This is a genomic window from Treponema sp. OMZ 840, assembly GCF_050937815.1.
Classification (GTDB): Bacteria; Spirochaetota; Spirochaetia; order Treponematales; family Treponemataceae; genus Treponema_C.
On record NZ_JACDIJ010000001.1, the window covers coordinates 1 to 12,691 of the forward strand.

13 protein-coding genes and 1 pseudogene are annotated in these 12,691 nt (G+C 38.6%); 12 read left to right on the forward strand and 2 right to left on the reverse strand.

Translation table 11 applies throughout. The annotated features are described in order from the left end of the window. The 12 genes and pseudogenes from H0R92_RS00005 to H0R92_RS00060 form a co-directional block, all read left to right on the forward strand. Positions 1-474, forward strand: a 474-nt coding sequence (locus tag H0R92_RS00005) for a hypothetical protein (RefSeq protein ID WP_432959897.1), incomplete at its 5' end; no start/stop codon positions are given. 438 nt (positions 475-912) lie between these two features. Beyond that, the gene (locus tag H0R92_RS00010) at positions 913-2,010 is read left to right on the forward strand and encodes an RHS repeat-associated core domain-containing protein (RefSeq protein ID WP_432959899.1); all 1,098 of its coding nucleotides are present in this window, start codon (positions 913-915) and stop codon (positions 2,008-2,010) included. A 1-nt stretch (position 2,011) separates the two neighbouring features. After that, the gene (locus tag H0R92_RS00015) at positions 2,012-2,566 is read left to right on the forward strand and encodes a hypothetical protein (RefSeq protein ID WP_432959901.1); all 555 of its coding nucleotides are present in this window, start codon (positions 2,012-2,014) and stop codon (positions 2,564-2,566) included. Then, complete coding sequence (locus H0R92_RS00020) at positions 2,550-3,776, forward strand: RHS repeat-associated core domain-containing protein (RefSeq protein WP_432959903.1); 1,227 nt, start codon at positions 2,550-2,552, stop codon at positions 3,774-3,776. Before H0R92_RS00015 ends, H0R92_RS00020 begins: the two co-directional genes overlap by 17 nt. A 249-nt stretch (positions 3,777-4,025) precedes the next feature. Then, positions 4,026-4,313, forward strand: a pseudogene (locus H0R92_RS00025) (RHS repeat-associated core domain-containing protein); the annotation flags it as partial. A 1,341-nt stretch (positions 4,314-5,654) separates the two neighbouring features. Continuing rightward, positions 5,655-6,467 carry a hypothetical protein gene (locus H0R92_RS00030; protein ID WP_432959905.1) on the forward strand — a complete coding sequence of 271 codons (813 nt, stop codon included), beginning with the start codon at positions 5,655-5,657 and terminating at the stop codon, positions 6,465-6,467. A gap of 211 nt (positions 6,468-6,678) precedes the next feature. Beyond that, on the forward strand, positions 6,679-6,885 hold the full coding sequence (locus tag H0R92_RS00035; RefSeq protein WP_432959907.1) for a hypothetical protein: 207 nt from the start codon (positions 6,679-6,681) through the stop codon (positions 6,883-6,885). Further along, a complete protein-coding gene (locus H0R92_RS00040) occupies positions 6,882-7,646 on the forward strand; it encodes an SH3 domain-containing protein (protein ID WP_432959909.1) in 765 nt (254 codons plus the stop codon). The genes H0R92_RS00035 and H0R92_RS00040 overlap by 4 nt, the downstream gene beginning before the upstream one ends. A gap of 136 nt (positions 7,647-7,782) precedes the next feature. After that, a complete protein-coding gene (locus tag H0R92_RS00045) occupies positions 7,783-8,547 on the forward strand; it encodes a hypothetical protein (protein WP_432959911.1) in 765 nt (254 codons plus the stop codon). 281 nt (positions 8,548-8,828) lie between these two features. After that, positions 8,829-9,677, forward strand: a complete 849-nt coding sequence (locus tag H0R92_RS00050) for an NADase-type glycan-binding domain-containing protein (RefSeq protein WP_432959913.1) — start codon at positions 8,829-8,831, stop codon at positions 9,675-9,677. A 325-nt stretch (positions 9,678-10,002) separates the two neighbouring features. Further along, positions 10,003-10,551 carry a Gx transporter family protein gene (locus tag H0R92_RS00055; RefSeq protein WP_432959915.1) on the forward strand — a complete coding sequence of 183 codons (549 nt, stop codon included), beginning with the start codon at positions 10,003-10,005 and terminating at the stop codon, positions 10,549-10,551. 12 nt (positions 10,552-10,563) lie between these two features. After that, positions 10,564-11,325 (forward strand): hypothetical protein, encoded by a 762-nt coding sequence (locus H0R92_RS00060; protein WP_432959917.1) that lies wholly within the window; start codon positions 10,564-10,566, stop codon positions 11,323-11,325. On the opposite strand, the gene H0R92_RS00065 is transcribed toward H0R92_RS00060, so the two are convergent. Together H0R92_RS00065 and H0R92_RS00070 are read right to left on the reverse strand one after the other, a co-directional pair. Next, a complete protein-coding gene (locus H0R92_RS00065) occupies positions 11,255-11,491 on the reverse strand; it encodes a PspC domain-containing protein (RefSeq protein ID WP_432959919.1) in 237 nt (78 codons plus the stop codon). The two genes, H0R92_RS00060 and H0R92_RS00065, sit on opposite strands and share 71 nt — an antisense overlap. Positions 11,492-11,525: 34 nt before the next feature. Next, complete coding sequence (locus tag H0R92_RS00070) at positions 11,526-12,512, reverse strand: DUF4097 family beta strand repeat-containing protein (RefSeq protein WP_432959921.1); 987 nt, start codon at positions 12,510-12,512, stop codon at positions 11,526-11,528. Positions 12,513-12,691 lie beyond the last annotated feature (179 nt).

Genomic DNA, 12,691 nt, shown 5'->3' on the forward strand with positions numbered 1-12,691 from the left:
GCTTTGTTAGGAAATGCCATTTACACAGATTTTGTGACAGGCTCTTCGATGAAACTGTATAGCTTTTATTTTCTTACATTAGTTATAATTCATTATCTTAGTATGATGCTGATATGTACTATCCAAGCAGGATTTTTTTTGCAGATATTAATACCTTATTATTTTATTGTGGGTATTCTTATATTTTTATTAGGAAAAAAAATATTCTATATTAAGTTTTATTATTTTTTGTTTTTTCATATTATCATATCGGCCGGTTCATGGGGATTATTCCTTTGCATGATGAGCATATCATATTTTCTAATATCTGATTTTCTTGAATATTTTTGGATATTCATTTTTAGGGCAAAACAAGATCCTCTTAGTGTTGTAGTTCTTGGTATATTAAATATCTCTTCATATTTTTTTTGTGTACTGGTAGGGTATATAGTTTCAATTTTTAGTGAAAAACTACTGAAAAAAATAAATCAATGAAGGGCAAACCCAAGTTCTGCTAACAATCTTATAAGGCTTTTTAGTATAATTAGGAGTGAAAAATGAAAAAAATAATTATTTTCACTGTTTTTATAATTATTTTATCGTTTATAATGCTTATGCCGATACATGTAGTTACATATGAAGATTTGCCTTCTGAAGAAATTAAAATATATCAGTTATGTATTTATCTTATAATTTTCAGTAGATATAAACTTTTTATTATAAGCAGTTTTGCTATTATATGTATTTTTTTATTAAAAATATGGAGATTGTTCTTCTAAATTATGTATGTTTTAGGAACGTTTATATAAGAGTGTGAGGGATTGCAGCGATATGGCCGTGCGTGAAGTGCTTGCATTAGAACGACACGGCCATACAAGCGAAAAGCCCGACCGCCTGTAAGGCGGGCACGCCCATACAGAGAAGGTATAGGAAGTGGCAGAAGGTAGGCGAGTTTTTTCAGACGCAACACAGAGCAGCCCAAGCGGCTGTAAAAAACTCGGTAAGCACGGCTCACGCAAGGGAGCCGTGCGACCCGGAAGTGCCGGGCACACGAGTACCGCAGAGGCAAGCACGTATTACTACCACAGTGACCACTTGGGCAGTGCACACCTTATTACCGACTACAGAGGCAACGAGTACGAGCGCATAGAATATACACCCTACGGAGAGTACTGGGTGGAAAAAAGAGCGCCGGAAAACAAGACGCTGCCCTTTAAATTTACCGGCAAAGAGCGCGATGAAGAAACGGGACTATATTACTACGGAGCGCGCTACCTGGAGCCGAAGACGAGCAGGTGGCTGACCGCCGACCCGGCGTTGGGGGAGTATATGGCGGGCTCCGCTATCGGTGAAGGCGGGATTTATAATCAGGTAAACTTTAACCTTTACCACTATGCAGGAAATAACCCAATTAAATATACTGACCCGACGGGGATGTTTGACTGGGAAACGAATACGATTGAAGCAGGTGATACTCTGTCAAAAATTACCGATGAGTTTAATAGAAAAAATGATACGAATTATACTTATGATGATATGGCAAAAGCAAATGGAATAGAAGACCCGAATAAGATATATGCAGGTGATAAATTAGATTTTTCAAGTTTATTGCCAGAAAAAACTGTAGCAACCACAACTCTTTCTGAGAAATCAAATAATACATTAGACAATATGCTAAATAGTTTTGAAAGGCCTATTGATGATATAGGGAATTTTTCTACTTATGCATATGAAGGATTAAAGCTCTTTGGAAATGATTTTAAATTTCTAAAAAAAATCTCTAATATTTTTGGTAATATTTCTCTTGGATATGATTTAAAGAATTTTTTTCAAGATCCTATGTTGTCAGAAAATCAACAAAATTTAATGACCGATATTGCAGGAAAAATACATCCATACTATGGCTTTGGTTTGCAGGTTTATTATTCTTATGTTAATTACAGTCTTAATTCTGATTCCTCAAAGAATGCTTTTAATCTTCTGGAAAATAATTTGCTTTCTGGTTCTTATGGGTGTAAGATAGGATGGTAGAATGAAGATACGAGAAAAAACTTTTATTGTTTTAATATGTATACCGTGTTTTATTATTATTTTCTTTGCCGTTAAGTTCAATAATACTTTACTGTTATTGATTTCATTAATTCTTATAGCTTTTCTTACCTTTTTGGGAGGGTTGATTTATGATTATTATATCTTGGATTTTCAATCGACAAGTTTTTTATATGCAGGCCGTGAAGCATTAAAGAGAGGGTACGATCCGCGAGTACAAAAAGGAACGTATCTTGATCCAGAAAAATATTCTGTAAGCGAGATTTACAATTCTTTCCCCTTGAATCGAAGTGCCTTACCTATGAAAGGTACAGCGGGTTTAATGTTTACAACATATGCAAAAGGAAAAAAAAGTAATAAAGTTGAATTCTATATATATAACTCAAATGATGACTGTTTTTTATATTGGCAATTTTTCTTTGATGTATATGAAACTAAACGGGATTTCACACGAGAAAAAAAGATGCAATTAGTAAACATCCCTAAAAACAAAGTTTTTATTGTTTTAAAACCAAGATCATATGAAAGAATCGAGTGACGGAAGACACACCGTATACTACCGCTACGGAGCCGACGGACAAAGAGCGCTTAAAAGCTCAAGTCAAAGCGAAACCTTATACTTTAACACCATGTGGAGCTGGATACACAACTCAAGCGCGTACAATACCGACAGGGAAATAAAGCACATTTATCTGGGAAGCGAGCGCTTGGTAACACGGACGAACGGAGCCGGAAGTGCCGGGCACACGAGCACCGCAGAGGCAAGTACCTATTACTACCACAGTGACCACCTCGGCAGTGCTCATCTTATTACCGATTACAAAGGAGATGAGTATGAGAGAGTAGAATATACACCTTACGGAGAATACTGGATAGAAAAAAGAGCGCCGGAGAATAAGACGCTGCCCTTTAAATTTACCGGCAAAGAACGGGACGAGGAAACCGGACTGTATTATTACGGCGCACGGTACCTGGACGCTAAAACAAGCAGGTGGCTGACAACCGACCCGGCGCTGGGGGAATATATACCCGTGGCACCGGTGAACGATGAGGCGAAAAAGCATAATCAAAATTTGCCGGGTGGTGGTATTTACAACACTCTTAGTACACATTTATATAATTACGCAAATAATAATCCGATAAAATACGAAGATCCGGACGGACGTATGCCGCAAGCTGTAGTTGGTGCTATCGTCGGTGGTATTACTGGTGCTGCTATCAATCTTGCAGTACAGACAGCGTCTAATATGATTAACGGTCAAAGTGTTGGAGATGCTATTAAAAATGTTGATGTTAAATCGGTCGGAGCTGCATTTTTAGGTGGTGCCATTACTGGTGCCATAACCGGTGGAGTGAGTTCAATAAAAGCAGTAGGAGATGTGGTAAAAGTTTATAAGGCAGCAAATATAGCTTTGAATGCATCTGCTAATATGACTGGTGCCGCTATCGGCACAGTTGCGGATAATGCAATGCATGGTGATGAATTGACCAAAAATGTCGGAGTGAATACTGCTATCGCGGGTGTTGCAGGTATTGTAATGGGAGCAACGACAACTACGGGAGCAAAAGTAACATATAAAGATCCTATAACTGGTAAAACTGTCTCGGAAATAAAGTACCTATCAAAGAATGGATTAACGGATATTGCAAAAAATGAAGCGGTAAAAGATACGCTTATTGGAGTATGGCAGGAAGTATTATCCAATTTACCATTGCAGGATAAAAATAAAGGTGGAAATAATGATTAAGATTATAAAAGAAATGGGATTCTATTTATTAATTCTCAGTTATGGGATTTTTATTTTATATGTGACAAAAAACTATGCATTTATCTTTAATTTGTATAACGTTATTTTGAAAATTGTAAAAAATATTCAATTTTCAAGATTTATATTGTTTCTATTTGTTTTAGCATTACCAGAAGGTTTATTAATATGGATATACAGAAGGATCGTTAATTGTTAAGCAATAAAACAATTAATAATATACAAGTTAAATTCACCGTTAAAGAATGCGATAAAGCACGCACAATAGCCAGCCTCTTGTGCGTGGGCTTATACTACTACGGCGCACGGTACCTGGACGCTAAAACAAGCAGGTGGCTGACAACCGACCCGGCGCTGGGGGAATATATACCCGTGGCACCGGTGAACGATGAGGCGAAAAAGCATAATCAAAACTTACCCGGAATGGGGGGAATATATAACACGGTAAACATGCACCTGTACCACTATGCGGGCAATAATCCGGTGAAGTATATAGACCCGGATGGGGAATCTCTTTTAGCAATAGCCGCTGTTGGATTTTGTATTGGAGCTGCAATTGAAACAACATCCCAACTATATGATATTTATAAAGAAACTGGCTCTTTTGATGTTACTCAATTAGATGGCAGAAAAATAGCTATTCAAGGTTTATCAGGCATGGCATCATCGCTTTTGTATGTTACCGGTGCTGGCTTGGCAATACAAGTTGCGGGAAATGCTATGATAAATACTGTTGCAGACTTGGCAGATCAGTTAACTGATAATAAAAAAGGTGTTGATGGTTGGAAGGTTCTTTCTTCCGGTATTTCTGGTGCAATTGGAGGATTAGTCGGCGGGAAAGGAAATAAAGAAATAGGTTCCCAATTAACAAGGATGGAAAAAAGAATTTTTGGTGCTTTGAAAAAAGGTGATTTTTCGGAAATAGGAAAGGCAGTTGCGTATTTCCAAAAAAATACAGGCACTCTTGCAAAGCAATTCAATAAAAAAGCTCTGAAAGATGCTCTAAAGAATTATTTACCTGAGAAAATCCGAGATAACGTAATTGATGAAATTCTTAATTATGTAAAGAAGAATTCAGAGGATTAGCTATGAAAAATATTGTAGGTTTTTTGCTTTTATTTTTTATACATCTGTTTTTTCTGAATCTAGGCATAAATGGAATTTTGTCAAAGAGAGAAAGAAAAATGGTAAAAAATAATATGCCTCTGTTATTAAAATTGTCGGGTTTTTATATTTGGAAGTTGAAGGATAAAAAAATATATAAATTTATGATATTTTTGATTTATTTTCTGCTTTTCTTTAATACTGTATGTGTTTTTATGCTTAAAATTTATGAAACGGATAGAATACATATTCTATTAGATTTTTTCATTGAAACATCATTTTTCTTAGTTCCAATTTTGATAATTGTAAATTTTTGTTACCCAAACAAATAAAAGTAATTTGATTTTTTTCTTAAAACCCCGTAGTTCTCGAAGAAAACTACGGGGTTGCTGCCGCAGGCCCATACAGCAAAAGTGTGCTCTTTTTTGTAGGCGCACAGGCACAGCATACAGCATTTTATGTCCGTGTGAAATACTTAACCGGAACGCCTGTTTGTGCGGGCGTTCAGTTGTTCTAAAAATGTTTTGCAAGTCTGCGGCAGCGACTTTTGCAAACTTGCTAGATATAAAGAATAAAATTGTACAACAGCCTGTAGACAACAGGATTTTTGTATCATACAATAGTTGAAAGAAGGTATAGGAAGTGGCAACAGGTAGGCGAAACGATATGTTTTAATTACCGGAGAAAGCGGTATTCTTATCGGGAATATTTATTAGAAAACATGTTCGTTTTTATACGATAAAAAAGAGATAAGATATGATAAAAAAGATATTAAAGAAAATACTACAGATTTTTTTGATTCTATTGGCCGCATGCATCGGACTATTTTTAATTATGGTGGTGTATGTAGTTATTGACGATAAAAAACAAGCGGAAGAAGAGCGGGTTGCAGAAAAGACATATACGTATGAACAGTTGCAGGAATTTACGGACGTTTTGAATCCGTTAGGGACGTATTTTTGGGATGAGTTTCCGGAATTAAAAGCGCAATATAATTTATCTAGTGAAGAATCGATGATATTAGGACGTTGGAATGGATTTGAAGCATGGGATGAATGGGGCGTAATAATAAGTGAGTGTTCCTATGAATTTTTTCCAAATAGGCTCGCTGTAGTAAATGTTAGCGGACATCGTTTTAAGAATAATGCTGATGTTTGTTTAGGCTTTCTTATAGGCACATGGGATATTGAAAATAATATTTTGAAAATGACTGTTTTTAGTTATTTTACCGCCGGAGGGGCGGAGCGAGAGTATATTAGATGTAATCGCTATAGATTTAACATTATTAATATATCAGATATCGATCCGATCGGGTATACAAAAAAAACGATGGCTCTAATAACAATTCCTGATGAGTTGAAAGAAAAGTTAAAACCGAAAACTATGCGGTATAAGTCGGTTCGAATGGCACGTTCTCTTGTTTCTTACAGTCCTTTTAAGGAAGGGTATGCTTCATATGGCTATTTCAAATATGTTGAAGAAATGGCACGAGAGAATTTAAGCGGGGAAGAAATAGCGAATAGCCCTGAATTAGTATATAGATTCTTTGGGAAACCTTTCTTTTTATGAAATATGAGAGCAGCTAGCGAAGAGAATGCTCGAATGAAAACGGTGCGCTTATAAGGAGGTGATTTTGACTTTGAATATACTTTTAAAGATTATGTGCATTTTGCACAAATAGATGTTGCCGGTAAAAAAAATATTCCAAATGAGCTTATTGCTACCAAAGACGGTTTAAGTTTTGCATTAAATTGGGATGGTGACGGATCCGTTTAAAACGATGTGGAATGAATTGTATCCATCCAAGTTACATAAAGACGATGATTACGGATTTCCCCTGGGAACAGGAGAATATGATTTTTCTGTATGGTCACGGATGGAGGATAAGGCTGAAGAATGGGCACGTAAAAAATACATGGAGCAATTTCATAAACATTATTGGGAAGAGGCTTTGAAAAGACCTAATTACGGGGGAACTATTAGATGAAAAAACGATTAATACTTTTATATATATTTTTTTTCGTATTATTTTTTTTGGGCTTACTGTATGCCGAAGATACGGCAAAGGTACCGGTAGATGAGAATCAAAGCATAGAGGAGCTATTAAATACCAATAGAGTTGGCTTTGATTTTATTGTTGATGGGAGGGCTACGAAGGGATATCTTATTTGCGATAAAGGAAGGTTTCAATGCGGTTTTATAGGTAGTTGGCAAACATATGTTTTCCAGCGGGTCGAATATGTCAATGCGGAGTTATGTAATGTGTATTTTATGGTTAGTACTGAAATTTTCGATACGCCTGATTACAACTTCGATAAATTGGAAACCGGTGACTCCGGTTACTCCGGATACACGCATTGGGATTTCCCTTACGGTTACCGAACTGCTCTTACGAAAGCCGTTGTTTTGGATTATATACATAATGAACGAGGTTTGAAGGTGTTTTACAATTCAGATGAGCGTTATCCGTCTCAATGTCAGGCAATAGTTATTGATAATTTACGGATTCGCAGTAAGCCGAGTATAAATAGTGAAATAATCGGAAACCTTGCGAAATTGTCCGAGATCACATTGTATGAAGAGAGTACCCATGAAGATACTATAGACAATTTTAAGTCACCGTGGTACAAAGTTAAAACGACAGACGGGAAGGACGGTTGGGTTTTCGGCGCTTATGTGAGAATATTTTTTACCGATAAAAAAGGGGTTCAGCCCAGGGAGGCTATATTGAGGAAATTTGGCGGTTAGGCTAGTTTGTAATAGCAGGGGAGTCGTGGTATTGGTACAAAGTAGAAAGCGAAAATTACCCCGTCAGGTCGGGTATACGGCAAGTATCTAGACATAGAAGAGGGTAACGAAGGGGAAGCGGACAAGGGCGGCTACAGTGAACGGTAAAAACTGGGTAGGAGCGGAAAAGCTGGGTGCATACGCGAACATTACAAACAGAAAGGTTTTGGAAGGCTCAATAGTAGCAAAGGTAAACAAAGACGGCAGCTTTACCTATGAAACGGTGGAAGAAAGAATAGGCCGTGATACGAGAAGTTATTATATATACAATGCCGAAAAAAATGAAACGCGGTCGGAATATGGAGGCTTGGATACTCGTACAATAATTTCACGTGATTTAGAGGGAAATATTATTCCTGAAAAGACAAAGAGCTTTGGCGGCTGGACAACAGTACAAAGCATGCTTCCCGGAAAAGACAGTAAAGGAAAGATTCCGTATACGGCTGATGCCTTTATATCGATGAATGTCAGGGATTTATATGGCGGGAAACGCACAATAAGGGTGGGGCCTGAAACTATCACAGAAGGGGCTGTCGCGTATAAGATTTTAAAAATGACACAAAATAAATGGGAATTGAATAAAGGTGATATTTATTTACAAGCCGTTATGGGGAATTTGCTTGCAAAAGGCTATCGTATAGGGGCTGACGGTAACGCAGGTTATGCAGAGGGTAAGCATTTAGGTCATCCGACGAAGAAATACGGAAATACGGGCTGTGAAGTAACCGGAGGGGATAATAATATGACAAATTTTTATAGCTATACCAACTTTTTAACAAAGACACTTGGATTACCGGTAGAAACGGTTCTTTTCGGAAAAATTTATCAAAAAGATAACCCCTATGAACGGGTGTATCGATAAGGAGTATTTGCATGAAGTTAAAACAAATTTGTGTATTCTGTATATGTTTGACTGTATCGTTCCTGTATGCAGAGAATGTGTGGTTTTTTCCTTCTCCTACATATTTTCAGTATCAACATCGCTATAAACAACCGTATTTATTTTCTACCGAAAAAGACCTATACTCTATTAACGGGACGACCGGAGAGTTTCCTGCTTTTCCGTGTTTTGTTGGCGATGATAAGTATATCTATGTTGTATATGAAGTAATAAGCTATAGATTGGATAGAAAAGATATACATATGGATAACGATTTATATCAAAGAGTGGATTTTGATAAAACGCATGCCATAATTATTGAGGGTGGAGGTTTTTTTACCAGTCAAAACAATTTTATCATAACCTCAGAAAAAATAAATAAAGAATTTATCGAACTTCGAAAAGACTTGCTTAAAGATAGCTATGATCCATTTTCAGACAGATATTCTGATTTGCTTGACTATGCTTGGATAATGCCGAATATGGTAAAAAGCATTAAGATGTCCGTTCCGTTTTTAACGGAAACGGTTAAGGGGCACCGAGTAGTATATGATGATGATATACTGCGGTTCCGTTGGTTTCTCAGATGTATAGATAAATCTTCAGATGTTTCGGCATTCTTTGTAAACGATTCGACTCCTATGGTAGAAGGGGCAGCAGGGAATGGAAAGGGTGTCGTATTGGACATTGATTTTCATATTCCCTCGGATAATCTGGTGGTTTTAAACGGTTTTGTAGATACGGATAGGCCGCATTTGTATAAAATGAATGCTCGAATGAAAACGGTGCGCTTACAAGGAGATGATTTTGACTTTGAATACACCTTTAAAGATTATGTGCATTTTGCACAAATAGATTTTCCCAAACAGGTAACGAAAGTAAAACTGACGGTTGCGGATGTGTATGACGGGGAAAAATGGGAGGATATGGCGATATCGGGACTATGGGTAAACCCCGATATATTAAAAACAGCAAATACCGACCTTGCACGAGAGTATCTTAAATATGCTGAAGAAGGGATGACGGAACGCATGTTGTACGGCTGGCAGTTTGAGCGTGATAAGAAAAAACAAGCCGAACGGGAACAAACAGAACATCAAAACTTGGAATAAGACAGGCGGAGTATCTAGACATAGCTTCAAATAACGAAGGGGAAGCGGACAAGGGAGCAAGCTTCTAAAGAACAAAGAGATGTATATACAAAAAAGGGTTAACGATATACAAAAGAACGTAACCGTCTGCGAGTTTTTGCGCAGCAAAAACTCGGTAAGCACGAGCTCCCGTAAGGGAGCCGTGCGGCGGAATGGGCGGAATCCGCAACATAAAATACAATAGCTAGGATTATCATTTATTGCAGGGTGCATGCTGTGACCGAATATTTTAACCGTATTGAAACACTCTTAAAAAATTGCTATATTGTCAGGGATAATATTGAATATGGATATACAAAATACCGCGCCGGTTGACCGGCATAATCTTATAGCTTTTTTTGCCTCTCTGTGTCTTTTTTTATCGGCTATAGAATACGTTATTCCGAAGCCACTGCCTTTTATGCGGCTCGGTTTAGCGAATATGCCGATTCTCTTGGGCCTTTATATCTTTAACCGCAAAGAAACGGCTCTTTTGGTTTTGTTTAAAGTGCTGGGGCAGGGCTTTATTACGGGAACTCTTTTTTCCTATATTTTTTTATTTTCGGCGGCAGGATCCTTTGCTTCGGCCTTTGTTATGCTTATTTTACATCGGACGGGAAAAAAGCGTATCGGAACTGTCGGTATCAGCTTGGGAGGAGCCCTTGCAAATACGGCGGCGCAAATCCTGCTTTCGCATTTTATCCTCTTCGGTAATGCCGTGCGTTATATCGCTCCGGTACTTTTAATTTCGGGTTTTGTAACCGGTCTTGCGTTGGGTTTTATAACCGGCGCTTTTGCCGCGCAGTCAAAGTGGTTTGCTCTGTTGCCGAAAAATGCCTACGCACAAAATCTGTGAGGCGGTGTCTTTATGAAAAAGGTCTTTGATTCTTTAAATCCGTCCCTGTTGTTTATCACGTCTCTTTTGTGTTTGCCCGGTATTCTGTTTCAGCAATCGCTTGCATATTTATGGATAGATCTTGTTCTGTTTGCCCTTTTGTCCGCTCTTAAAAAGGGACGGTTTCGTATTGTGCCGCCCTTGGCAATCTGTTTTTCAATCGTGTTTTTTAATTTATTTCAAGCCGACGGTTATGTTTTGTTTTCGATTTTTTCTTTAAAGGTTACTTCGGGGTCACTTCAGGAAGGCTTAAAAAAAAGCGGGGTACTTTTGGCTATGGTATTCGTTTCTCAATACGCCGTAAGCCGAAACTTAAACTTGCCCGGAAGGACGGGCGGCTTTTTAAGCCGTGTATTTTTGTATTTTGATGCTTTAAGCCAAAAAACCGACTCTGAACGGGAGAATGATTTGCAAGAAAAAACGGGAATCAAAAATAAAAACGCAAAGAAAATAAAGCCTTTTAAAGCAATCGGCGAAAGCGTTTCGCTTCTTATGAAAAAAACGGATGAACGCCTTTTAAACGTATTTTTTTCGATTTCCGAAAACGCTGAAAGCTCTGCATCCCCCGAAAACGCTGAAAACGGAATCGGGGGCAAAGCCTGCGCAAGTACGGGAAAACCGCCCCGTGCGCAAAGGGGCGGCTCCCGCGTTGCGGGCCTTTTTATCAGCGTTCTGCCTCTTTTTCCGGTATATCTTTTGCTGATTTTGTCTTATTTTGGAATCTTTCCGGTATAATAACGGCCGCTACAATGTAGGCTATTAAGCCGCTTCCCACTCCTGCAAATAATAAAAATACGGTTATAAGGCGCACAAGGGTAGGGTCTATGTCGAAATATTCGGCAATTCCCGCACATACGCCGCAAAGCATTTTATTCTCGCTTTTATACAATCTTTTTGCCATTGTCTTCTCCTATGAAAAAAGTGTCATCTTTCATTTATTGTATCGATACATCAATGCTGCCGACCGCTGCCGACAAATCGAGGTGGTTTATTCGTGTACTTCCCGAACTGTTCAGGTTTGCAAGTCCCGACGAAACCGAATCGTTTACCCGTATGTTGCCGAGGGCGGCCTTTGCATCCCATGAATAATCTTCGCCGCCGCTGTCTATGGTCAAGTCGATTTTTCCCGCATTGCAATCGGCTTCGGTTTTGCCGCGCAGGCGGCCGTCAATACGTACTACACCTGCATTGCAGTCTATATCGGTATGCAAACTGGTTACATCCCTGATTGAAACGGAACCCGCATTTAACTCGACGGATAATTCGTTTGCCGTCAGCGATCGGTGGTGTAACGACAGGGCACCTGCGTTCACCGCTATGTCCAATTCATCCAATACCGTGTTTTCGGGAATCGTTACGTCTATATAGGCGGTATCGGGCTTTTTCCGTTTTCGCTTCCAATTAAAGCCGCCTTTTTCATCTATTTCCAAAACGCCGTTTTTTAAGCTGCTGTACACGTTTCTGTGCCGTCCCTGACGAACGGTTACGGAAAAAGTCGTTCCGGTTTTTATGTCGATACGGGCCGCGCTTACATCGATTTCGATTGCACTCACGTTTTTCCCCTCATAGCTGTTTGTAAAAGCGACCGGCAGGGATTTTAATTCGCCGTTTAATTCATCAAAAGCTTCTTTTAATTCATCGTATTCATCGCTCAGCTCTTCCCTTGCTGCCCGTAAATCTTCTTTGGCGTCCAAAATGTCATCAAAATCTTCATCCCAAACGTCATCGGATAAAATAGCGTTTAAGTCATAGATTATGTTAAAAAGATTGTCCCGAAAACGGCGGTTTCCGTTTATTGTATAATTAAAATATTTTAAGTCTTTAAAGCGCGCACCGCCTGCAAGGGCTGCGGCCATAAAAACCGCCCCGATACCCATTAAAATGAGCGCCCATATTACTATTTTTTTTGTTGTCGATTTCATATCTACTCCTATAAAAAGTCATGAAGAAAGTGTCAACTTTCGAATGACTTTTTAATCACGTTCACAGCGAAGCGAGAACGTGCACGTAATAAGCGATGTTTTGCGCAAAGCGCAAAACTCAACGTTGAAGCAAGGCGCGCTATTTGAGCGGCGAGCTTCAACCCATCTCCTATATATTG

Coding starts and splice junctions, on each gene's coding strand:
- H0R92_RS00020 (WP_432959903.1), top strand. CDS start 2,550: ATGAAAGAATCGAGTGACGGAAGACACACCGTATACTACCGCTACGGA.
- H0R92_RS00070 (WP_432959921.1), bottom strand. CDS start 12,512: ATGAAATCGACAACAAAAAAAATAGTAATATGGGCGCTCATTTTAATG.
- H0R92_RS00015 (WP_432959901.1), top strand. CDS start 2,012: ATGAAGATACGAGAAAAAACTTTTATTGTTTTAATATGTATACCGTGT.
- H0R92_RS00030 (WP_432959905.1), top strand. CDS start 5,655: ATGATAAAAAAGATATTAAAGAAAATACTACAGATTTTTTTGATTCTA.
- H0R92_RS00040 (WP_432959909.1), top strand. CDS start 6,882: ATGAAAAAACGATTAATACTTTTATATATATTTTTTTTCGTATTATTT.
- H0R92_RS00055 (WP_432959915.1), top strand. CDS start 10,003: ATGGATATACAAAATACCGCGCCGGTTGACCGGCATAATCTTATAGCT.
- H0R92_RS00060 (WP_432959917.1), top strand. CDS start 10,564: ATGAAAAAGGTCTTTGATTCTTTAAATCCGTCCCTGTTGTTTATCACG.
- H0R92_RS00050 (WP_432959913.1), top strand. CDS start 8,829: ATGGATAACGATTTATATCAAAGAGTGGATTTTGATAAAACGCATGCC.
- H0R92_RS00035 (WP_432959907.1), top strand. CDS start 6,679: ATGTGGAATGAATTGTATCCATCCAAGTTACATAAAGACGATGATTAC.
- H0R92_RS00065 (WP_432959919.1), bottom strand. CDS start 11,491: ATGGCAAAAAGATTGTATAAAAGCGAGAATAAAATGCTTTGCGGCGTA.